The organism is Xanthomonas sp. NCPPB 3174, from assembly GCF_056725205.1.
The window spans coordinates 3,132,514-3,153,263 of record NZ_CM161517.1 but is presented as its reverse complement, the minus strand read 5'-3'; the positions used below and the strand labels follow the sequence as shown (position 1 = coordinate 3,153,263).

The following is a 20,750-nucleotide window of genomic DNA, read 5'->3' as shown; positions in this document are numbered from 1 at the left end:
CTGCGCCCGTACCCTCATCCGCCCCTTCGGGGCACCTTCTCCCGAGGGGAGAAGGGAGGTCATGGCTTCGAGCAGATAATGAATCGTCGAAGCGCGCTTTAGCCCCTCTCCCACCGGGAGAGGGGTTGGGGTGAGGGTCCGGGGCGAAGCTCTCGCGAATCCAGCCCGGGCTTTCGGATGCTGCACGAGGCTGCGCCCGTACCCTCATCCGCCCCTTCGGGGCACCTTCTCCCGAGGGGAGAAGGGAGGTCATGGCTTCGAGCAGATAATGAATCGTCGAAGCGCGCTTTAGCCCCTCTCCCTCCGGGAGAGGGGTTGGGGTGAGGGTCCGGGGCGAAGCCCTCGCAAAGCCATCCCGTGCTGTCGGAATGCGCGGCTTCCAATGGTGGGTGAACCTGCCGGCGCGCGACAAGATGACCGCGCCGCGCTACCAGGAGTTCGCGCCCGAACGCATCCCGGTGGCGTAGCCAGCGCCGGTTGCCGGCGCAGACGCTGGCGGTGCTCGGCGGCGGCGACCTGCTGCAACTGCAGGCCGGTGCGCAGGGCGCACGCCTTCTCTGCGGCGTCGTGCCGTCCGTCGCAGGAGCGGCTTCACCGCGACGGGCGTTCCCGGGAACACCCGTCGCGGCTGAAGCCGCTCTTACGTCATGTCTCGAGCCTGCGGGCTTCAGCGCTCCAACGCCAGGCTCGACTGGCGCATGTCCAGGCCCTGCACCAGCGATTGCAGTGTTTGCAGTTCCTGGGCGTCGGCGGCATCGATCCACACCTGTGCGTACTGGTCCTTCTTCAGTTCCGCAACCGTGATGCGGCGTGTGGCCTGGTTCGGCAACTCGACGCCGCCCACATCCGGCCGGTACCAATACACCGCTTCGCCGGCGATGGCGCCCTTTTCCTCGCGCAGCGTGCGCTGCAGCGGAATGTTCGGGTCGCGCGCGGTGAGCATCATGCCCAGCACCTGACGTCCGTCGGCATCGCTGGCGCGGCAGACGATGAAGCCCTTGTCGCTGCGCTCGCTCCATTGCAGCTTGCTCTGCGGCGGCAGCGGTGGGCAGTTCTGTGCCTGCTGCGCGGTGGCGGCAGCGGCGGGCAACGCCGCCGCAGCGGTCAGCAGCGCCTTGCGCAAGAGTGTCTTCATTCGCGATGTTCCCCATACGCCGCGATGCGACGCGTTCGTTCCATACGCACGCCTGCGGCGTCGTCTGCGGGAGCGCCCATCCTGTGCGGGATCCCGGCAGTGCATCCCCCGACGCAGTGCGTGTCCCGTGTGCGGCCACGCGCACGCGGCCGCGCCTGCACCATAGCCCAGCGTGGCCGCGCTGACAATTGGGATGCGGATTCCGGAATATCCGTACGCGTGGTATGGCATGGCAGCACCCGTCCGACTGCGCCGCCACGCAGGTCATTAAGGGGCGGCGGCGATGGTGACAGGGACGCGAGAGAGGGCGAGCGGCCGCGCAGACCGCTTGCCCTGTCCGCCCGATGTGGCAGCGGCCGGTGTGTCAGCGGCCCGGTTCGGGCAACGGGATGAATTCCTGGTCGTCGCCCGGGATGGTTCCGAAGCGGCCCTCGCGCCAGTCCTGCTTGGCCTGCTCGATGCGTTCCACCGAACTGGAGACGAAGTTCCACCACAGGTGGCGCGGGCCATCCAGCGGCTCGCCGCCCATCAGCATCGCCTTGAGCGGGGTCTTGGCGCGCAGCCGCCCGCGCGCGCCCGGCTCGGGCAGGACCAGGTGCCGCGCCGGGATGTCCACGCCGTCCAGCTGCGCCTCGCCCTCCAGGATGTACAGCGAGCGCTCGGCGTGTCGGGCATCCAGGTCGAGTTCCGCGTCCGCCTCCAGGTCCAGGGCCACGTTGAGGGTGTCGGCGAACACCGTCACCGGCGATTCCTCGCCGTAGGCGCGGCCGGCGATCACCCGCAGCCACACGCCGTCGCGGCGCTGCTGCGGCAGGCTGGCGGCGGCATGGTGGTAGAACGCCGGCGCGGTTTCTTCCGCCGATTTCGGCAGCGCCACCCAGGTCTGCATGCCGTGCAGCGGGTGCGCGTGCTCGCGCAACGCGGTCGGCGTGCGTTCGGAGTGGGAGATGCCGCGGCCGGCGGTCATCCAGTTGACGTCGCCGGCGCGGATCACCTGGTCCGAGCCGAGCGAATCGCGGTGGCCGATCTCGCCGGACCACAGGAAGGTGACCGTGGCCAGGCCGATGTGCGGATGCGGGCGCACGTCCACCCCATGGCCCGGCTCGAACACCGCCGGCCCCATGTGGTCGATGAAGACGAACGGGCCGACGCTGCGCGCCTGCACGCTGGGAACGGCGCGACGCACTTCGAAGCCGCCGATATCGTGGACGCGGGGGGCGATGAGGGTGGGCATGCGGACGCTCGCAGTCGCAAAAACGGAAGCGCAGCTTCGCATGCGCGGACGGTCGCGGTGCGGCGCCATGGCAAGACGGACTGTCCCGCATGCGGTCATGCGCGAAGGGCCGATCCGCGACGCGTTCGCGCCATGTCGCGCGGTAATGCCGGCGTGCCGGAATCGCATAGTGCGAAGTGCGTGCGCTTCTTGTCTGCGACGTGGCGGCGGGCCTGTGAATAATCGGTGCGCGTCGCGGCCGGTCGCACGCGCTAGCGAGCGGCACGTGGCGCTGCGTCGATCCCTCTTCGCCCCGAAGGAGCACACACATGAAAAATGTCGCATCGCACATCCGCTGTCGCCGCGCCGCCCGGTCGCGCCCTGGCCTGGTCCTGCTCGCAGGCGCGGCGTTTGCGGCGCAGGCGCAAGGCGTGCCGAACATGAACGTGCCCACGGAGATCATCAACGATCTATGGGGCGCGAAAGCCTTGCTGGTCACCGGTGGACAAGGCGCCGGCTGCTATCCGGTCGCCAACGGCCATCGTGTCGCCGGCCCGACCCTGCGCACCAATATCCGCTACATGGCGATCGGCATGGCGACCGACAACTGCGCCGCCGGCAGCGGCATTGCCAGCGTCAATCTCCAGTTCCTCGCGCGGCCGCGGCCGGCAGGCATGTACATCCAGATCGTCGACAACGGCATCGTCATCAGCAACCGCTGATCGCCGCGGCCGCCGGCCGCCGGCCGCCGACTGCCGCGCCCGATCAGAACAGCGACCGGGTCTGCGCGGCTGGCGCCGGCATCTCGCCGCGGCGCGAGGCCAGCCGGTCGGCCAGCCGGGTCGGTTCCGGCAGGCGATAGCCGCGCAGGTAGCGCTGGGTCCACTGCAGTGCGCTGTCCACCGCCACGCGGTGGCCGGGCGAAACGATCAGTGGATTGCAGCGCAGCTTGCTGCGCAGCGCCCAACCGACCACTTCGCCGCGATGCACGATGGGGCTGTGGTCGCCGGCCTGCGCGCCGGGTTCCTCGAAGCGACCGGCCAGCAGGGTCTTGGCCACGCCGATGCTGGGCAACCCGGTGACCACGCCGAAGTGCGCGGCGATGCCGAGCCGGCGCGGATGAGCGATGCCCTGGCCATCGACGAACACCAGGTCCGGGCGCTGCCGCAGCAGGTCCAATGCGGCCAGCAGCGCCGGCAGTTCGCGGAAGCTGAGCAGGCCGGGCACGTAGGCCATCGAGGTAGGCACGCGGGCGATCTCGGCTTGCTGCAACTGCAGGGTCTGCGCATCGAGCAGCACCGCCGCGGCGCGGGTGACCTGGCCATCGTCCTCGAAGCCGACATCGAAGCCGGCCAGCCAGCGCGGCGGGTCGGGCACCTCGTCCTGCAGGCTGACCTGGCGCGCCAGCGTCGCCTGCAGCGCGCGCGCCTGCACGATGCTGCCGTCCCAGTCGCCGAACACGGGGTGCGTGGAAGTGTCCATGCGTCGATGATCGCGCCGTGGCTGTGGCTGGGGTGTGGAGGGGCGGGATTGGGGATTCGGGATTGGGGATTTGGGATTCGCGAGGGCCTGGTTCTCCAGCAAGTGAAGTGGCCAAGCGCCACCTGATCGCCAGAGCCGCGCGGGAAGCGCTCTCAACGAATCCCCAATCCCGAATCCCGAATCCCCGCCACCAGCTACAATCCAGGGCTGCACCATCCACGCATCCCCCAACGGAGACCGTCGCAGTGACCCGCAAACTCGTACTGTTGCGCCATGGCCAGAGCCAGTGGAACCTGGATAACCGCTTCACCGGCTGGGTCGATGTCGACCTGACCGAGCAAGGCCGCCAGGAAGCCGTGGCTGCTGGCCGGCTGATGCGCGAGGAGGGCCTGCAGTTCGACGTCGCCCATACCTCGGTGCTCAAGCGCGCCATCCACACCCTGCAGGGCGCGCTGAAGGAACTGGACCAGGATTGGCTGCCGGTGCACAAGAGCTGGCGTCTCAACGAGCGCCACTACGGCGGCCTGCAGGGCCTGGATAAGGCCGAGACCGCGGCCAAGCACGGCGAGGACCAGGTCAAGATCTGGCGCCGCTCCTACGACATCCCGCCGCCGCCGATGGATGCCGAGGATCCGGGCCATCCGCTGCACGACCGCCGCTACGCCACGCTGGACCGTAACGCGCTGCCGGCCACCGAGTCGCTGGCGACCACGCTCGAGCGCGTGCTGCCGTACTGGCACGACGCCATCGCGCCGCAGCTCAAGGCCGGGCAGACCGTGCTGGTCACCGCCCACGGCAATTCGCTGCGCGCGCTGTACAAGTATTTGAACGACGTGTCGCGCGAAGAGATCCTCGAACTCAATATCCCTACCGGCATCCCGCTGCTGTTCGAACTGGACGACAGCCTGCAGGTGCAGTCCTACCGCTACCTGGGCGATCCGGAAGCGGCGAAGAAGGCGGCCGAGGCGGTGGCCAATCAAGGCAAGGCGAAGTAAGCGCCAGGATCGGCGCGCAACCGGCAGGAGGACGCGATGGGTGGATTCAGCATCTGGCACTGGTTGGTGCTGATGGTCATGCTCGGCATTCCGCTGCTGATCGGCGTGGTGGTGTGGATGGCGATCCGCGCGCAGCGGCGCCGGCCGGCGGCCGTGGCGGCGCCGCCGTTGCCGCCTGCCGCCTCGGTGGAGCAGCGCCTGCGCGCGTTGGAACAGTTGCAAGCGCAGGGACTTATCGACACGGCCGAGTACGCACGCCGGCGCGAGCAGATCCTGGCCGCGCTGTGAGGGCATGACCCAGCGGCAGGCGGCGCGTCGTCGCGCCTGCCGACACACCGCGCAGAGCGGTGGCGTGCGCTGCGCGGCGTGGCGCATGTCGCGCGTCTTGCCGCATCCGCGCTGCCATGCGATCGCGCCGGACGCGCTACCAGACGCAGCTGGTGAGCAGCAGGCCCGGCTGCACGTCCACCCAGCACAGGCGATGCCGCTGCCCCACCGTCAATGCCGGCGCCAGCGGCGTGGCGATGCGCGTGTCCACGTGGCCGCTGGCCGGGTCGCAGCCTTCGATGCGCAGGGCGTCGAAATCGAAGAAGCGGCCGACCGTCGCTGCCGCGGCCTTGTAGAAACTCTCTTTCGCCGAAAAGCCCAGGGTCAGCGCGTACGGCCAGCCGCGGACGCGGGCGAGCGCGGCCAGCGCGTCGCAATCGCTGGCGTCCAGGGCCACGTTGCGGATCGCCTCGAGCTGGTCTGCCGCCACCACACGTTCGACATCCAGGCCGATGCCGTTGGCGCCGGCGGATGTCGGCAGGGCGATGGCCACCGCCAGGCCATCGGTATGCGAGAGGCTGCCGAGGAAGCCGGCGGGCCAGAGCGGCGCGCGGTCAGCGCCGATCGGCAGGTCGGTTGCGGTACTGCCTGCGGCGCGCAGTGCAGCAAGCGCCGCGCGCCGCCCCGCCAGGTACTCGGCCTGGCGCTTGCGCACGCTGCGCGCGATCGACGGCGGCCGCTGCAGGCCGTGGCGCTGGAAATCGTCGTTGTCGAAGGCATCGACCCCGAACGCCAGCAGCCAGGCGTCCGGCACGGCGATGCGATGCGCGCCGAGGGCGAGGCGGGCGAACGGCGGGGCGGCGAGGGCCAGGGCATCCATGGCCCTAGCTTAGAGCCTGCGTTGGCCCGTGCGGTGCGTGCGCTGCGGCCAGTGATGCGCCGCAGGAGTCGTCGCTTCGGTGAGCTGCGTCCGCCACGATCGAGCCGGATGCATCGATACGTCCCGCAGCATTGGCTTCAACCGTCGCTGGCGTCCACCCACACCCGCATCTCGCCTTCGCCGCGGTTGGCCCAGGCGAAGTAGGGCACGAAGGTCAGGGTCTGCGGCTGCCGCGCCGGCGGTGGCGCGTCGTAGCGGTACAGCGGCGCGGCTGCGTCGACATCGCCATGCAGGCGTTCGCCGGTGGCCTGCAGCAGCACCTGGCCGTCCAGCGCGCCGCTGCCGGGCACGGCCTGCAGTGCGGCGCTGGCGGGCAGACGCAGCTGATGCAGGTCGGCGCCGTTGTCGGCCTGCTCCAGGCAGTACACCAGCGGCCCGCGCTGCACCGCGACCTTGCCGGCCAGGTGACGTACGCGCGGATGCCCGCTGACCCGCATCGGCGGCATCGGCAGGCGCAGTTGCAGGGTGTCGCCGGACTGCCAGCGCCGGCGCAGCACGCAATAGCCATGCTGGCGGTGCGCCTCGATCGCCACCGGCTCGCCGTTGAGCAGCAACTGCGGCGCCTGGCACCAGTCCGGCAGGCGCAGCGCCAGCGCCGCGTCCATCGGGGCGCTGCACGCCACGTCGAAGTCGATCGTGTCCTGCCACGGGTACTCGCCGCGCTGGCGCAGGGTCAGGGTCTGCCCGCCGACCTCGAACCGCGCGTCGCTGCCGACGTAGAGGTTCACGTACAGGGTGTCGTCGTGGCGGGTGTAGAGGTAGTGGCCCAGCGAGGTCAGCACGCGGGCGATGTTGGGTGGGCAGCAGGCGCAGCCGAACCAGCGCTGGCGCACGGGCTTCACATGATCGAAGGTGTGGTTGCCGTGCACGGTGGGCGGGTGCACTTCCAGCGGATTGACGTAGAAGAAGTGGCGCCCGTCCAGGGCCATGCCGCCCAGCACGGTGTTGTACAGCGCGCGCTCCATCACGTCGGCGTAGCGGCCGTCCGGTGCCAGCTGCAGCATGCGGTTGGCGAACATCATCAGCCCGATCGAGGCGCAGCTCTCGTTGTAGGCGGTGTCGTTGGGCAGGTCGTAGTCGACGCTGAAGGCCTCGCCGTAGCTCTGTGCGCCGATCGCGCCGGTCAGATACATCTGCCGCTGAGTGGCGTTGTCCCACAGCCGCGCGCAGGCCGCACGCAGAGTGGCGTCGCCGCTGTGCCGGGCCAGGTGCGCCACGCCGGCATACAGGTACACGAAGCGCACCGCGTGGCCGACCGCGGTGTCCTGCAGCGCCACCGGCAGGTGCGCCTGGCTGTAGGCCTTGTCCTGGATCATCCAGGCCGGGCCGTGTCCGCCCCAGAAGAAGGTGCGGCCGCGCCTGGCGTACTCCTCGTCGTAGTAGTGCGGCGTGGTACCGCGCTGTTCGACGAAGTAGCGCGCCAGCGTCAGGTAGCGCGCCTCGCCGGTGGCCTCGTACAGGCGCATCAGCGCCAGTTCGATCTCCGGATGCCCCGGGTAGCCGTGCAACTGCGTCGGGCCGGGCCCGAAGGTGGCGTCGATGTGGTCGGCGAGCCGGCACACGATGTCGAGCAGGGCACGCTTGCCGGTGGCCTGGTAATAGGCCACACCGGCCTCGATCATGTGCCCCGCGCAGTACAGCTCGTGGCACTCGGCCAGGTTGGTCCAGCGTTCCTGCGGCGCCTTCACCGTGAAATAGGTGTTGAGGTAGCCGTCGGCCTGCTGCGCGGCGCCGATCAGTTCGATGGTGGCGTCGGCATCGCGCTCCAGCGCCGGGTCGGGATGCTGCGCCAGCAGGTAGGCCACCGCTTCCAGCCACTTGGCCACGTCGCTGTCCTGGAACACCATGCCGTAGAACGTGCCGTCGCTGCGGCCGGCGGCGATGCGGAAGTTCTCGATGGCGTGGCTGGGTTCGGCATCGGCGACGTTGTCGTTGAGCGCGTCCCACTGGTAGGGCAGCACCACCTCCTGCACCAGGCGCTGGTAGCGCTGCCAGAACGGATCGGCGATGCGCAGGTGGGCGAGAGGCAGTTCCGGGGACGGCACGGGCGAATGCGGCATGGAGCGGAGATCCTGGAGAGTGGGGAAGGTCAGTGCACCGGGCGTGCGGCGAGGTCGGCGGCGATGCTCGCCAGCAGCGGCCGGCGTAGCCGGCAGCGCAGGATCACCGCGGCCAGCAGCAGGTGCAGGCCGGCGGGGATCAGCGTTTCCAGCAGGGTGATGGCCTGCAGCGAGGCGGGGCTCTGCTGCGCAGCGCCGGCGCGGTAGCCGGCGTAGACGAACAGCGCGCTGATCACCACCGCGCTCGAGGCCCAGGCCAGCTTGATGCAGAACAGGTTGAAGGCGAAGTTGATGCCGGAGGAGCGCACCCGGTTCTTCCAGGCGCCGTAATCGTCGGCGAAGGCCATCAGCGAGAAGTGCAGCGGCAGCGCGAAGCCCAGCACCAGGCAATGCACGAAGATCACCCCCAGCCACAGCGTCTGCTGCGCCGGCCCGGTCGGCAGCCACCACTGCGCCACGCCGAACGCGGCCAGCGCCAGGTTGGTGTGCAGGTACAGCGCCAGCGGGTCGAAGCGGCGGCACAGCGCGTTGACGACGATCGCGCCGAGCACCGTGGCCAGCGCCACCATCGCGAAGAACAGCGAGGCGTAGCCGCTGCTGCCGCCGAGCACGTAGGTGATGAAGTACAGATAGGCGCCGCCGCGGATGTTGTACACGTTGATCAGCAGGAACGACATCAGCAGCACCAGCCGCAACTGGTCGTTGCGCAGCAGGCCGCGCAGGTGTTCGGCGATGCCGGCGCCGCCGAGCAGGCTGACCGGCACGCGCTCGCGCACGGCGAAGAAACAGCACAGGAACATCGCCACCGCCAGCGCCGCCAGCACGCCCACGCCAAGCTGGTAGCCGCGCGCGGCGTCGCCGTTGCCCAGTTCCCGCACCAGCCACGGCAACCCGACCGACACCAGGAAGCCGGCGATGCCGCACAGCACGAAGCGCCAGGATTGCGCCGAGACCACGTCGCGGTGGTCGCCGGTCATGCTGTTGATCAGCGCGCAGTAGGGCACGTTGATCGCGGTGTAGCACAGCGACAGCAGGAAATAGCTGGCGAAGGCGTAGGCGATCTTGGCGCCGGCGCTCAGTTGCGGCGCGCTGAAGGTCAGCACGCAGGCGATGCCGATCGGCAGCGCGACCCACAGTTGCCAGGCACGGAACCGGCCCCAGCGGCTGCGGGTGCGGTCGGCGATCAGGCCCATCACCGGGTCGGACACCGCGTCTGCCACGCGCAGCACAGTGAACAGGGTGCCGACCAACGCCGGGGTCAGGCCGAACACGTCGGTGTAGAAGAAGGTGAGGAAGTTGGCGATCAGGCAGGTGACCACCGTGCCGCCGGCATCGCCGAGGCCGTAGCCGAACTTCTCCAGGCGCGACAGCCGCGGCGTGGTCGCGGCCGGTGCGGCGTCTGCGGCGGCGTGGCCAATGGCGGTCGCAGTCAACGGGGCGGCTCCTGGCGCGCCCGGTCCGGCGCCAGCGCAAAGTCGCACGGCCGCGCAACCGCGACAAGAGTCTGTGCGGTATAAAACCGGTACGATTCCGACCATGGTCGCCGGGCTGCGCGCGCGTGGTGACGTTCATTGGATTGCTGCAGTGCAGCGTGCTGCGCGCACGGGGAGACGTTTCCGACATGCTTGAATTGACGGTCGCCTATCCGATCCGGGTCCAGAACGGAGGCCTGTTCATTTCCCGCGGGGTGGGTGCGCATCCGGCGCGGGTGATCCAGTCCTACGAGCTGATCTTCGTCGAACGCGGCATCCTCTCCATTCGCGAACAGGACAGCGACTTCCACGTCGGCCCCGGCGAGACGCTGCTGCTGTGGCCCGGCCGCACGCATGCCGGCCTGGGCCAGTTCCCGGACGACCTGCGCTTCTACTGGGTGCATTTCGAACTGGAACCGGGCGCGACGCAGGCGGACAACGCGGTGGCGCTGTCGATGCCGCAGCGCACCGCGATCCGCGATCCGGAGCGTTTCGTCGGCCTGTTCCGCTGGTTCCTGGCCGAGCAGGAGGAACGGCGCACGCTGCCGATGCTGGAGCCGATCGTGCTGTCGATGCTGCAATGCGTGGCCGGCGCCTGGCCGGATCCGCACGACTCCGAGCGCGCGGGCGTGGCGCTGGCGTACCGCGCCAAGCAACTGATCGGCACGCAGTTCCATACCGCGCTCACCGCCTCGTCGCTGGCGGCGCAACTGCACTGCAACCCGGACTACCTGGGCCGCATCTACCGGCGCAGCTTCGGCACCACGCTGACCGAGGCGATCCACCGCCAGCGCATCGCCTTCGCCGAGAAGCTGCTGCTGGTCAACACCTGCGCGGTCGACGATGTCGCGCAGCGCGCCGGCTTCAGCGACAGCGGCTACTTCCGGCGCGTGTTCCGCCAGCGTCTGGGCATGACCCCCAGCGCCTACCGGCGCCTTTACTGCAAGGAGCACATCAATTCGGGCTGAGGGTGTTGCGGATCTGAGGCGCACGCCGCGCATTTTGATTGCAAGTGCGCGCGTATCGCCCGGCTGTGCTGTAGGAGCGGCTTTAGCCGCGACGCGCTTTCATCGGAACGCTTCGTCGCGGCTGAAGCCGCTCCTGCGATAAAGGCGGCTTTGGGCTATAGGGCAGGGCTTTCATGGAAAGGCCCGGTCGCGGCTGAAGCCGCCCCTACGATCCGGGCAACGCCGCGTTGGCTGCGCTAGCTCAGCTGCTGGCCGATCTCGCGCGCCATCGCGCTCAGCGGCAGGATCTTTTCGGCGCCGCCGCGCTTGATCGCTTCCTTGGGCATGCCGAAGACGACGCTGCTGTGTTCGTCCTGGGCCACGGTGCGCGCGCCGGCCTGGCGCATTTCCAGCAGGCCCACCGCGCCATCGTCGCCCATGCCGGTCATGATGATGCCCAGCGCGTTGCCGCCGGCGGCGCGCGCGGCGGAACGGAACAACACGTCCACCGACGGCCGGTGCCGGTTCACCGGCGGTCCGTCCAGCACCTCGACGAAATACTGCGCGCCGCTGCGACGCAGCAGCATGTGCTTGCCGCCCGGTGCGATCAGTGCGCGTCCCGGCACCACGCGGTCGTTGTTGGCCGCTTCCTTCACCGAGATCTGGCACAGCGTGTCCAGGCGCGCGGCGAAGGCGGCGGTGAACTTCTCCGGCATGTGCTGGACGATGACGATGCCGGGGCTGACCCGCGGCAGCGCGGTCAGTACTTCCTCCAGCGCCTGGGTGCCGCCGGTGGAAGTGCCGATCGCCACCACCCGTTCGGTGGTCTGCGACAGCGGGCGATTGCCCTGCGCGGGCAGGATCACGTCGGCGGTGTGCTTGATCTCCGGCTCCGCCGGCGCCGGTGCCGCACGCACCGACAGGCGCTTGACGTTGGCGCGCGCGGCGCTCTTCACCGTGGCGATCATTTCCTCGGCCGAATCGGTGAGGAACTGCTTGAGGCCGAGCTTGGGCTTGGTCACCACCGCCACCGCGCCGGCGGCCAGCGCGTCCATGGTCACCCGTGCGCCCTTCTCGGTGAGCGTGGAGCAGATCACCACCGGGGTCGGGCGCTCGCTCATGATCTTGCGCAGGAAGGTGATGCCGTCCATCTTCGGCATCTCCACGTCGAGCACGATCACGTCCGGCCATTGCTGGCGCATCTTGTCCATCGCCAGCAGCGGGTCGGCCGCGGCGGCGATGACCTCGATGCCGGGCGCGTCGTTGAGCACGGCGACCAGCACCTGGCGCACCACCGCCGAATCGTCGATCACCATGGCCTTGATCGTGGTCATGCGGGGTTCCCTCCTGGCACGTCGGCCTTCATGGTTTGCGGTACACGGACGGCGCGATCTGCACCACGTCGCCGTTGACGTCGTTGAGACTCTCGGAGTGGCCGATGCAGAAGATGCCGCCGCGCTTGAGCGTGCCGAGCACCCGCGCCACCACTTCGCGCTTGGTCTGGCCGTTGAAGTAGATCATCACGTTGCGCAGGAACACCACATCGAACTGGCCCAGGTTGGGCAGCGTCGCGTTGAGATTGGCGTGCAGGAAGCGCACGTGGTCGCGGATGCGGCGATCGATCAGCATGCTGCCTTCGTACTCGCCGCGGCCCTTGAGGCAGTAGCGCTTGAGCATGGCCGGAGGCATGTGCTCGATGCGCAGCAGCGGGTAGTGGCCGGTGCGCGCCTTGGCCAGCACGCGGGTGCTGATGTCGGTGCCGACCACTTCGTACGGGCGGCCCTGCAGGGTGTCGTCCAGCACCATGGCCATGCTGTAGGCCTCCTCGCCGCTGGAACTGGCCGCGCTCCAGCAGCGGAACGGCGCGCTGCCGGTATGCGCGGCGGCGACGCTGCGCAGCAGGTCGAAGTGCTTGGGCTCGCGGAAGAAGTAGGTTTCGTTGGTGGTCAGCAGGTCGATCGCGGTCTGCACCTCGCCGCTGCCTTCGCGGCTTTCCAGCAGCTTGAGGTACTGGGTGTAGGTCTGCAGCGAATGCGCCTTCAGGCGCTTGCCCAGGCGCCCGCACAGCATGGCCTTCTTGGCCGGCGAGATGGTGATGCCGGCGGCGTCGAAGATGAAACGCTGGAACCGGCCGAATTCCTGCTCGGTGATGGTGTCGTGGCTGGTCATGGTCGTGGCCGGTCAGTGGGTGGAGGCAGCAGCGGGGGCGCTGGCGTTGCCGGTGGGGCCGTGTTCCTGCAGCAGGCGCTGGTGCTCCAGCAGCCAGGCGTGCAGCGCGCCGCCCCCCAGCGGGCGCGCCAGCAGGTAGCCCTGGCCGAAGTCGCAGCCCAGCTCCTGCAGCAGGGTCCAGTCCTCCACCGTCTCGATGCCCTCGGCGACGGTGCTCAGGCCCAGCCGCTGGGCCATGCCCAGTGCCGATTCCAGAACCGTGCGCAGATTGCGGCTGCGGTGCGCGTCGTGGACGAAGATGCGGTCGATCTTCAACTCGGTGAAGGGAATGCGGGTGAGTTGCTGCAGCGAGGAGAAGCCGGTGCCGTAGTCGTCCAGCGACAGGCCGAAGCCCTGCAGCCGCAGCCGCGCCAGCATGCCCAGCGCGCTGCCGCAGACCAGCGAGCTTTCGGTGATTTCCAGCACCAGGTCGGACGGCGCCAGGCCATGCTTGCGCAGCAGTCCAAGCAGCTCGTCGAGCAGATTCGGGTCCTGCAGCATGCGCGGCGACAGGTTCAATGCCAGGGTCAGCTGGAACCCGTCCTGCTTCCACGCCGCCAGCCGCGCCAGCGCCTGGTCGGCGACGCAGGCGGTGAGCGCATGGATCAGGCCTTCGCGCTCGGCCACGGCGATGAAGCGGTCCGGCGCGATCGGCCCGGCGCTGGGATGGCGCCAGCGCGCCAGCGCTTCCACGCCACCGACCCGGCCGCTGCGCATGTCCACCTTGGGCTGGTAGGCGACCTCGATCTCGCCGCGCTGCAGTGCCTCGCGCAGCATCGCCGCCATGGTCGCCTCGCCCGGCGCTTCGGCCTCGTTCCGCGGCGCCGGCGTCGGCGGCGCATGGGCGCGCAGCGCGGCCGCGAGCTGGGCGGCGCGCAGCGGCTTCTCCAGGCCCGCCAGCACCTGCAGGCCGTTGCTGCGGCCGACCTGCAACACCGAGTCGATCAGGGCCGCGCCGCGTTGCGAGGCGACCACGATCGGCACGCGCACGTCGCTGCGGGCCAGCGCCTCGAGCAACTGCACGCCGTCCATGCCGGGCATTTCCAGGTCCACGATCAGCAGCCCCAGCGGCGAACCCTCGGTCACTCGCGCCAGCGCCGCATGGCCGTCGGCCGCGCCTTCCACTGCCACGGCGCCCATCCGCAGGCACAGGGCCAGCGCGTGTTCGCGCTGGACCTGGCTGTCGTCGACCACCAGGACCGTGCCGAAGTGGTGCAGGGCGGCGGTGTCGGGGGGCGTGGGCATGCGAAATCCGTTTCGAGGGAGGGGCAGGGCGCTGCGCGGCAAAGGCCGCTCAGGCGGCGATGCCTTCTTCCAGGTGGGCGTCGAGGGCCGCCATGCTGGCGAACTCCTGGGGCGCCAGCACCGCATCGGCGGCGAGCAGGATGACGAAGCGCTCGCCGACCTTGCCCATGCCATGGATGAAATCGCGGCGGATGCCGGTGCCGAACGCCGGCGGCGGGGCGATGTCGGCGGTGGCGATCTCCAGCACCTCGCTCACCGCGTCCACCAGCAGGCCGAGCACCTGGCGCTCCTCGCCGCTGGCGACCTCGATGATGACGATGCAGGTGCGCTTGCTGATCTCGCTGGGCGCGCGGCCGAAGCGCTGCTGCAGATCCACCACCGGCACCACCGCGCCACGCAGGTTGATCACCCCACGCAGCGCGGGCGGCATCATCGGCACGTCGGTCGGCGTGCGGTACTCGATGATCTCCTTGATGCCGAGAATGCCGACGCCGAACATTTCCTTGCCGAGCAGGAAGGTCAGGAACTGGTCCGTCGCCAGGTCGCCGGCGTCGGAGGATGAGAGCGAAGCGGGAGCGTTCATGGCCATGCCTCAGAAGGTTTCGAAGTGGGTTTCGTCCAGCGTGTCGGCCAGCACCAGCTTGCCGCCGGCCACGCGCGCGATCGGCTTGGCCCCGGCCTGCCCGCTGCGGCCGCGCGCCGCGGCCGGACGCCGCGTCGCGGTCCTGGATGCGGCTGCGACTTCCAGCTTGAAGAAACTCATCAGTTGCTGCAGCTGTTCGGCCTGCGCGCTCATTTCCTCGGCGGTGGCCGCCAGTTCCTCGGAGTTGGACGCGGCCTGCTGCGTGGTCTGGTTGAGCTGGCCGACTGCGGCATTGATCTGGCCGACGCCGGAGGTCTGTTCCTCGGAGGCGGCGGTGATCTCCTGCACCAGGTCGGAAGTGCGCTTGATCGACGGCACCATCTCGTCCAGCAGCTTGCCGGCGTTCTCGGCCAGCTCGACGCTGGAACTGGCCACATCGCCGATCTCCTGCGCGGCCACCTGGCTGCGCTCGGCCAGCTTGCGCACTTCCGCGGCGACCACGGCGAAACCCTTGCCGTGCTCGCCGGCACGGGCGGCCTCGATCGCCGCGTTCAGCGCCAGCAGGTTGGTCTGGTAGGCGATGTCGTCGATGATGCCGATCTTCTGCGCGATCTGCTTCATCGCCTGCACGGTCGCACGCACCGACTCGCCGCCGTCCAGCGCCTGGCTGGAGGCCTTGCTGGCCATGCCGTCGGTGATCTTGGCGTTCTCGGTGTTCTGCGAGATCGAAGCGGTCATCTGCTCCAGCGAGGCGCTGGTCTCTTCCACGCCGGCGGCCTGTTCGCTGGCCGCCTGGCTCAGCGACTGCGCGGTGGCGCTGACTTCCTCCGAGGCGCTGGCCAGCGCCTCGGCGTTGCTGTTGACCTCGCTGACCACCTGCGACAGGCGTGCGATGGTGTCGTTGACGTAGTTCTTCATTTCGGCATAGGCGCCGTCGTAGGACTTGTCGATGCTCTGGGTCAGGTCGCCTTCGGCCAGGCCGCCCATCACCCGCACCACGTCCTGGATGCTGTCGCCGGTGGTGGTGGCCAACTCGTTCAGGCCCTGGCCCATGTCGCGCTGGAACCCGGACAGGCCGTCCAGGGCGATGCGCTCGGAGAAGTCGCCACGGTTGGCGGCGGCGACCACGCGGCGCTGGCCGTCGATCACCAGCTTCAGCCGCTCGACCATGGTCCGCATCGCATACAACGCGCTGCTCCTGTCGTTGGCGCGCACCGCCACCTCCAGGTTGAGGTCGCCCTGCGCCACCTTGTTGGCGATCTCGGCCACGTAGGCCGGCTCGCCGCCGAGCAGGCGCATCAGGCCGCGCACGATGAAGACCGAAATGCCGGCGCCCAGCAGCACGCACACCACGATCACGGCGATGATCCACTGCCGCGAGCTGGCATAGAGCACATCGCCCTCCGCGCTGGCGGCTTCGCCGCCCTTGGTGTTCAGCACCACCAGGCTGTCGAGAATGGTCGACGCGTCGTCGTACAGCTTGCGCTGGTCGCCGTTGAACAAGGCCAGCGCCTCGCTGGTCTTCAGCGTTCGCGACAGGTCGAGGACCTGCTTGTGCAAGGCCAGGTACTTGTCGAACTCGCCATTGAAGTTCGTATAGATGCCTTTTTCCTCATCCGAGGAAATGAGCTTGACGTAATGGTCGCGGTTACTCGCGTACTCGGCCAGGATCTGCTCCATCTGCTGGTCGAAGGCGCGCATTTCCTGCGGGTTTTCGGTGACCACGTGTTGCAGTTCGGCCACGCGCAGGTCGGACAGGTTGGTATTCATCGCCTGCACGTAATGGATGCTGGGCATCCAGTTGGTGGCGATGTCGGTGGAGGCCTGGTTGACCTTGGCCAGCTTGTCCACCGTGAACACGCCCATGCCCACCATAAGCAGCAAGACGGCGGCGAAGCCGAGTCCGATTCTGGTAGCGATCTTCATTTGCTTGAACACCGTGATCCCCCTGTTGGATGTACGGAAGTGTGATTGTCAGAACGTGTCGAACTGCGCTTCGTCCGGCGCCGGCACCAGCGCCAGGCCGGTCTCGCCGAAGCCGAAACTGCGTTTGCGCACCGGTGCCGACTTGCGCGCCAGGGCCTGCGGAGCGGCGGGGCGCCGCGGCGCCACCACCTGGTTGGTACGGAAGAAACTCATCAACTGCTGCAACTGCTCGGCCTGGCCGCTCATTTCCTCGGCGGTGGCGGCCAGTTCCTCGGAGTTGGCCGCGGCCTGCTGCGTGGTCTGGTTGAGCTGGCCGACCGCGGCGTTGATCTGGCCGACGCCCGAGGTCTGCTCTTCAGAGGCGGCGGTGATTTCCTGCACCAGGTCGGAGGTGCGGCGGATCGACGGCACCATCTGCTCCAGCAGCTTGCCGGCGTTCTCGGCCAGTTCCACGCTGGATTCGGCCACCTGGCCGATCTCCTGCGCGGCGACCTGGCTGCGCTCGGCCAGCTTGCGAACTTCCGCGGCGACCACCGCGAAGCCCTTGCCGTGCTCGCCGGCGCGCGCGGCCTCGATCGCCGCGTTCAACGCCAGCAGATTGGTCTGGTAGGCGATGTCGTCGATGATGCCGATCTTCTGCGCGATCTGCTTCATCGCCACTACCGTCGAGCGCACTGCATCGCCGCCTTCGTTGGCTTCGCGTGCGGCCTTCGCCGCCATGCCGTCGGTGACCTTGGCGTTCTCGGTGTTCTGCGCGATGGAGGCGGTCATCTGCTCCAGCGACGCACTGGTTTCCTCCACGCCGGCGGCCTGTTCGCTCGCCGCCTGGCTGAGCGACTGCGCGGTGGCGCTGACCTGCTCGGAGGCGCTGGCCAGGGCGTCGGCGTTGATGTTGACCTCGCCGACCACCTGCGCCAGCCGCGCAACGGTGGCATTGATGCTGTCGCACAGTTCCTTCAGCTTGCCCTGGCACTGCACGTCCGCCACCCGGGTCAGGTCGCCGGCTTCGATCGCCTTGAGCACGGCGCTGGCTTCGTTGAGTGGGCCGATCACCGTGTCCAGGGTCAGGTTGATGCCGTCGACGATGCGGCGGAAGTCGCCATGGTGCAGGCTGCCGTCGGCGCGCACGTCCAGGCGGCCGGCCGCGGCCGCGTCGGCGAGCAGGCTGGTGTCGCGGATCAGCGCGCGCAGGTTGGCGCGCACCTGTTCAACGGTGTCGTTGATGAACGCCTTCTTGCCCGGGAAAGCGTCCAGCGGCGCGTCGAAGTTGCCGCGGCCAAACTCGGCGATGCAGGCCATCGCCTTCTTCTTGGTGGCGATGTGGTCGCCGACCATGCGGTTGATGCCGTCGGCCATGCTGCGGAAGTCGCCTTCGAAACGGTGGCTCTCGATCACCACGTCGATGTCGCCGGCGTCGTGCTGCGCGGACATGTGCTGCATCTGCGCGATCAGCCCCTGCATGTTGCGGCGCACCTGCTCGATGATCTCGTTGATGAAGACCTTCTTGCCCGGGAACGTCTCCAGCGGCGCATCGAAATTGCCGCGGCCGAACTCGGCCACGCAGGCCAGCGCCTTCTTCTTGGTGGCGATGTGGTCGCCGACCATGCGGTTGATGCCCTCGGCGATGACCTTGAACTCGCCATCGAAGCGGTGGCTGTCGATCACCACGTCGATGTCGCCAGCGTCGTGCTCGCGCGACATGCGCACGATCTCGTCGTTGATCTGGCGCACCCCAGTCTGCACCTGCCGCAGCGCCAGCAGCACCTCGCAGGCCTGGTCGTTGCGGATGGTCGGCATCACCACCTCGAAATTGCCGGTGGCAAAGCGCGCCAGGGTGGTGGTGGCGATCCGCAGCGAGCGGGTGATGGCATGGACGGTGTAGGCCAGCACCGCGGCGGCCAGCGCCGTGGCGCCGATGCCCAGCGCCAGGGTTTGCCCGGCGCTCAGGCCGAGGGCGAACCCGCCCGCCGCAGCAGCCAATGGCAGCACGACGGCGATGGCCGAGCCGGTCCACAGCTTGGAGGACAGCGAGAGAGAGTTGGACATGCCGTGGTACCTGTGCGAGTGGAGAGGCCCCGGCGTGACCGGCCGGGACGGAGAGATCAGAACGAGACGAACGCGGCTTCTTCCAGGCGCGCGGCCTGGGCGGTGGCCGCCGGGCCGCCGAAGCTGCGTGCGCGTGGTGTGCGCTGCATCGACGTGGGCAGTCGCCGCGGTTGCGGGGTCGGTGCCGGGGCGGTGCTGGCGCCGGTGGTGAAGAAACTCATGAGCGTTTGCAACTGTTCTGCCTGGCTGCTTACTTCTTCGGCCGTGGCGGCCAATTCTTCAGCGTTGGCAGCGGATTGCTGTGTTGTCTGGCTGAGCTGAACGACCGCGGCGTTGATCTGGCCGACGCCCGTGCTCTGCTCCTCGGAGGCGGCGGTGATCTCCTGCACCAGGTCGGAGGTGCGGCGGATCGACGGTTCCATCTCGCCGAGCAGGCGCCCGGTGGTCTCGGCCAGGCTCACGCTGGTGCTGGCGACGTCGCCGATCTCGTGCGCGGCCACCTGGCTGCGCTCGGCCAGCTTGCGCACCTCCGCAGCGACCACGGCGAAGCCCTTGCCATGCTCGCCGGCGCGCGCGGCCTCGATTGCCGCGTTCAGCGCCAGCAGGTTGGTCTGGTAGGCGATGTCGTCGATGATGCCGATCTTGCGCGCGATCTCCTTCATCGCCGAGACGGTGGCGCGCACCGCCTCGCCGCTCTCGGCGGCCTCGCGCGAGGCCTTGGCGGCCATGCTGTCGGTGACCTTGGCGTTCTCCGCGTTCTGCGCGATGGAGCCGGTCATCTGCTCCAGCGACGCGCTGGTCTCCTCCACGCCGGCGGCCTGCTCGCTGGCCGCCTGGCTCAGCGATTGCGCGGTGGACGACAGTTCCTCGGCGGCGCTGGCCAGGGTCACGGCGTTGCCGTTGACCTCGTTGACGATGCTGGTGAGCTTGTCGATGGTGGCGTTGACGTAGCGCTGCATGTCGGCGAAGGCGCCCTCGTAGTGGCCCTGCACCTGGCGGCTGAGGTCGCCCTCGGCCATCGCGCCCATCACCTTGATCACATCGCCGACGCTGCGCAGGTTGCCGCGGGTCTGTTCGATGATCTCGTTGATGAAGGCCTTCTTGCCGGGCAGTTGCGGCATCGGCGCGTCGAAATTGCCGCGGCCGAACTCGGCCACCACGCTCAGCGCCTGCTTCTTGACGGCGATGTGCGCGGCGACCATGCGGTTGATGGCCTTGCCGATCGCGCAGAACTGCCCGTCCAGGTGCGCGCAGTCGATCTGCACGTCGATGTCGCCCAGGTCGTGCTCCTCGGACATGCGCGCGATCTCGCCGATCAGGCGCTTGAAGTTGCCGCGCACCTGCTCGATGGTGTCGTTGATGAAGGCCTTCTTGCCCGGCAGCTGCGGCATGTCCGCGTCGAAGTTGCCGCGGCCGAACTCGGCGACCACGCCCATCGCCTGCTTCTTGACCGCGATGTGGCTGCCGACCATGCGGTTGATGCCGTCGGCCATGCTGCGGAAGTCGCCCTGGAAGTGCGCGCTGTCGATGCTGGCGTCGATCTCGCCGGCATCGTGCTCCTCGGCGACGCGGCGCATCTCGGCGATCAGGCCGAGCATGTTGCGCCGCACCTGCTCGATGGTGTCGTTGATGTAGGCCTTCTTGCCCGGCAACGCGGCCAGCGGCGCGGCGAAGTTGCCGCGGCCGAACTCGCCCACGCAGTCGATCGCCTGCTTGCAGACGCCGATGTGGGCGCCGACCAGCTGGTTGATATCGCCGGCCACGGTGCGGTAGGCGCCGCTGGCTTGCGTCGCATCCAGCATCACGTCGCAGTCGCCGGCGGCGTGTGCGCGGGTCATGTGCGCGACGTCGGCCTGCAACTGCCGCAGCGGCCGCTGCGCGGCGAGCAGGGCCTGGCCGATCTCGCTGCCGCCGGTCGCGGCGTCCACGCGGTCCAGTTCGCCCTGTGCCAGCGCCTGCAGGCCGGTGCGGGCCAGCTCCAGCTCGCGCTGCGCGGCAGCGGCCACCTGCTGTGCCGCGCGCACGCTGCGGCTCAGCAGCAGGCCGGCGACCAGCGTGGCCACGACGACCAGGGTCCATGCGAGGCCGTTGGCCAGCGGCAGCGCCAGCGCGGCGACAGCGGCGGCGGCGGGCAGGGCCACGGCGACGACGGCGGTCGTCGGCAGGGTGGTAAGGGGCGTCCGGTTCTGGGACATGGCGGCGATTCCTGGTTGATGGCGCGACGTAGGAAT

At 69.1% G+C, this 20,750-nt stretch carries 17 protein-coding genes and 1 pseudogene; 5 read left to right on the top strand and 13 right to left on the bottom strand.

All coding sequences use genetic code 11. The annotated features are described in order from the left end of the window. Window positions 1-368: 368 nt before the first annotated feature. Window positions 369-464: pseudogene (locus AC1PK7_RS13980) on the top strand (pirin family protein); the annotation flags it as partial. Window positions 465-667: 203 nt separating this feature from the next. On the opposite strand, the gene AC1PK7_RS13975 reads toward AC1PK7_RS13980, so the two are convergent. Together AC1PK7_RS13975 and AC1PK7_RS13970 are read right to left on the bottom strand one after the other, a co-directional pair. Continuing rightward, window positions 668-1,135, bottom strand: coding sequence for a hypothetical protein (locus AC1PK7_RS13975; protein WP_010342081.1), 468 nt, complete (start codon window positions 1,133-1,135; stop codon window positions 668-670). Between the two features lie 364 nt (window positions 1,136-1,499). Then, window positions 1,500-2,369 (bottom strand): pirin family protein, encoded by an 870-nt coding sequence (locus tag AC1PK7_RS13970; RefSeq protein WP_209246415.1) that lies wholly within the window; start codon window positions 2,367-2,369, stop codon window positions 1,500-1,502. A 419-nt stretch (window positions 2,370-2,788) separates the two neighbouring features. Here AC1PK7_RS13970 and AC1PK7_RS13965 point away from each other — a divergent pair, with 419 nt between their 5' ends. Further along, on the top strand, window positions 2,789-3,070 hold the full coding sequence (locus AC1PK7_RS13965; protein ID WP_481098522.1) for a hypothetical protein: 282 nt from the start codon (window positions 2,789-2,791) through the stop codon (window positions 3,068-3,070). A gap of 43 nt (window positions 3,071-3,113) precedes the next feature. Here the strand turns inward: AC1PK7_RS13965 and nfi are convergent, their stop codons facing one another. Further along, the gene (gene nfi, locus AC1PK7_RS13960) at window positions 3,114-3,830 is read right to left on the bottom strand and encodes a deoxyribonuclease V (RefSeq protein ID WP_481098521.1); all 717 of its coding nucleotides are present in this window, start codon (window positions 3,828-3,830) and stop codon (window positions 3,114-3,116) included. 245 nt (window positions 3,831-4,075) lie between these two features. On the opposite strand from nfi, the gene gpmA reads away from it, so the two are divergent. Together gpmA and AC1PK7_RS13950 are read left to right on the top strand one after the other, a co-directional pair. Further along, window positions 4,076-4,825: a 2,3-diphosphoglycerate-dependent phosphoglycerate mutase gene (gene gpmA / locus AC1PK7_RS13955; protein WP_010342084.1), complete on the top strand. Its 750-nt coding sequence runs from the start codon at window positions 4,076-4,078 to the stop codon at window positions 4,823-4,825. Between the two features lie 36 nt (window positions 4,826-4,861). Beyond that, window positions 4,862-5,113, top strand: coding sequence for an SHOCT domain-containing protein (locus AC1PK7_RS13950; protein WP_481098520.1), 252 nt, complete (start codon window positions 4,862-4,864; stop codon window positions 5,111-5,113). Window positions 5,114-5,249: 136 nt separating this feature from the next. Here AC1PK7_RS13950 and AC1PK7_RS13945 read toward each other — a convergent pair whose 3' ends face one another. The 3 genes from AC1PK7_RS13945 to AC1PK7_RS13935 all read right to left on the bottom strand — a co-directional run bounded on the left by AC1PK7_RS13945 (window position 5,250) and on the right by AC1PK7_RS13935 (window position 9,525). Continuing rightward, window positions 5,250-5,972 carry a 4'-phosphopantetheinyl transferase family protein gene (locus AC1PK7_RS13945; RefSeq protein ID WP_481098519.1) on the bottom strand — a complete coding sequence of 241 codons (723 nt, stop codon included), beginning with the start codon at window positions 5,970-5,972 and terminating at the stop codon, window positions 5,250-5,252. A gap of 137 nt (window positions 5,973-6,109) precedes the next feature. Next, on the bottom strand, window positions 6,110-8,092 hold the full coding sequence (locus AC1PK7_RS13940; RefSeq protein ID WP_481098518.1) for a glycoside hydrolase family 127 protein: 1,983 nt from the start codon (window positions 8,090-8,092) through the stop codon (window positions 6,110-6,112). 29 nt (window positions 8,093-8,121) lie between these two features. Then, window positions 8,122-9,525, bottom strand: coding sequence for an MFS transporter (locus AC1PK7_RS13935; protein ID WP_481098517.1), 1,404 nt, complete (start codon window positions 9,523-9,525; stop codon window positions 8,122-8,124). A 188-nt stretch (window positions 9,526-9,713) separates the two neighbouring features. On the opposite strand from AC1PK7_RS13935, the gene AC1PK7_RS13930 reads away from it, so the two are divergent. Beyond that, window positions 9,714-10,532, top strand: coding sequence for a helix-turn-helix transcriptional regulator (locus AC1PK7_RS13930; protein WP_481098516.1), 819 nt, complete (start codon window positions 9,714-9,716; stop codon window positions 10,530-10,532). A gap of 236 nt (window positions 10,533-10,768) precedes the next feature. Here the strand turns inward: AC1PK7_RS13930 and AC1PK7_RS13925 are convergent, their stop codons facing one another. From AC1PK7_RS13925 to AC1PK7_RS13895, 7 genes are read right to left on the bottom strand one after another with little or no spacing between them, the layout of a single operon-like run. After that, entirely contained in the window at window positions 10,769-11,845 is a 1,077-nt protein-coding gene (locus AC1PK7_RS13925) for a protein-glutamate methylesterase/protein-glutamine glutaminase (protein ID WP_010341213.1), read from the bottom strand. Between the two features lie 28 nt (window positions 11,846-11,873). Further along, the gene (locus tag AC1PK7_RS13920; protein ID WP_010341212.1) at window positions 11,874-12,680 is read right to left on the bottom strand and encodes a CheR family methyltransferase; all 807 of its coding nucleotides are present in this window, start codon (window positions 12,678-12,680) and stop codon (window positions 11,874-11,876) included. Window positions 12,681-12,692: 12 nt separating this feature from the next. Next, a complete protein-coding gene (locus tag AC1PK7_RS13915) occupies window positions 12,693-13,964 on the bottom strand; it encodes an EAL domain-containing response regulator (RefSeq protein ID WP_267112669.1) in 1,272 nt (423 codons plus the stop codon). 49 nt (window positions 13,965-14,013) lie between these two features. Beyond that, window positions 14,014-14,547 (bottom strand): chemotaxis protein CheW, encoded by a 534-nt coding sequence (locus AC1PK7_RS13910; protein ID WP_267112670.1) that lies wholly within the window; start codon window positions 14,545-14,547, stop codon window positions 14,014-14,016. A gap of 9 nt (window positions 14,548-14,556) precedes the next feature. Then, window positions 14,557-16,473 carry a methyl-accepting chemotaxis protein gene (locus AC1PK7_RS13905; RefSeq protein ID WP_481098515.1) on the bottom strand — a complete coding sequence of 639 codons (1,917 nt, stop codon included), beginning with the start codon at window positions 16,471-16,473 and terminating at the stop codon, window positions 14,557-14,559. A 48-nt stretch (window positions 16,474-16,521) separates the two neighbouring features. Next, entirely contained in the window at window positions 16,522-18,519 is a 1,998-nt protein-coding gene (locus AC1PK7_RS13900; protein ID WP_481098514.1) for a methyl-accepting chemotaxis protein, read from the bottom strand. 56 nt (window positions 18,520-18,575) lie between these two features. Continuing rightward, complete coding sequence (locus tag AC1PK7_RS13895; protein ID WP_481098513.1) at window positions 18,576-20,714, bottom strand: methyl-accepting chemotaxis protein; 2,139 nt, start codon at window positions 20,712-20,714, stop codon at window positions 18,576-18,578. Window positions 20,715-20,750 lie beyond the last annotated feature (36 nt).

What these genes read in the sequence shown, in the direction of transcription:
- AC1PK7_RS13975 (WP_010342081.1), bottom strand. Translation starts at nt 1,135, where the DNA reads ATGAAGACACTCTTGCGCAAGGCGCTGCTGACCGCTGCGGCGGCGTTG.
- AC1PK7_RS13970 (WP_209246415.1), bottom strand. Translation starts at nt 2,369, where the DNA reads ATGCCCACCCTCATCGCCCCCCGCGTCCACGATATCGGCGGCTTCGAA.
- AC1PK7_RS13965 (WP_481098522.1), top strand. Translation starts at nt 2,789, where the DNA reads ATGAACGTGCCCACGGAGATCATCAACGATCTATGGGGCGCGAAAGCC.
- nfi (WP_481098521.1), bottom strand. Translation starts at nt 3,830, where the DNA reads ATGGACACTTCCACGCACCCCGTGTTCGGCGACTGGGACGGCAGCATC.
- AC1PK7_RS13950 (WP_481098520.1), top strand. Translation starts at nt 4,862, where the DNA reads ATGGGTGGATTCAGCATCTGGCACTGGTTGGTGCTGATGGTCATGCTC.
- AC1PK7_RS13945 (WP_481098519.1), bottom strand. Translation starts at nt 5,972, where the DNA reads ATGGATGCCCTGGCCCTCGCCGCCCCGCCGTTCGCCCGCCTCGCCCTC.
- AC1PK7_RS13940 (WP_481098518.1), bottom strand. Translation starts at nt 8,092, where the DNA reads ATGCCGCATTCGCCCGTGCCGTCCCCGGAACTGCCTCTCGCCCACCTG.
- AC1PK7_RS13930 (WP_481098516.1), top strand. Translation starts at nt 9,714, where the DNA reads ATGCTTGAATTGACGGTCGCCTATCCGATCCGGGTCCAGAACGGAGGC.
- AC1PK7_RS13925 (WP_010341213.1), bottom strand. Translation starts at nt 11,845, where the DNA reads ATGACCACGATCAAGGCCATGGTGATCGACGATTCGGCGGTGGTGCGC.
- AC1PK7_RS13920 (WP_010341212.1), bottom strand. Translation starts at nt 12,680, where the DNA reads ATGACCAGCCACGACACCATCACCGAGCAGGAATTCGGCCGGTTCCAG.
- AC1PK7_RS13915 (WP_267112669.1), bottom strand. Translation starts at nt 13,964, where the DNA reads ATGCCCACGCCCCCCGACACCGCCGCCCTGCACCACTTCGGCACGGTC.
- AC1PK7_RS13910 (WP_267112670.1), bottom strand. Translation starts at nt 14,547, where the DNA reads ATGAACGCTCCCGCTTCGCTCTCATCCTCCGACGCCGGCGACCTGGCG.
- AC1PK7_RS13905 (WP_481098515.1), bottom strand. Translation starts at nt 16,473, where the DNA reads ATGAAGATCGCTACCAGAATCGGACTCGGCTTCGCCGCCGTCTTGCTG.
- AC1PK7_RS13900 (WP_481098514.1), bottom strand. Translation starts at nt 18,519, where the DNA reads ATGTCCAACTCTCTCTCGCTGTCCTCCAAGCTGTGGACCGGCTCGGCC.
- AC1PK7_RS13895 (WP_481098513.1), bottom strand. Translation starts at nt 20,714, where the DNA reads ATGTCCCAGAACCGGACGCCCCTTACCACCCTGCCGACGACCGCCGTC.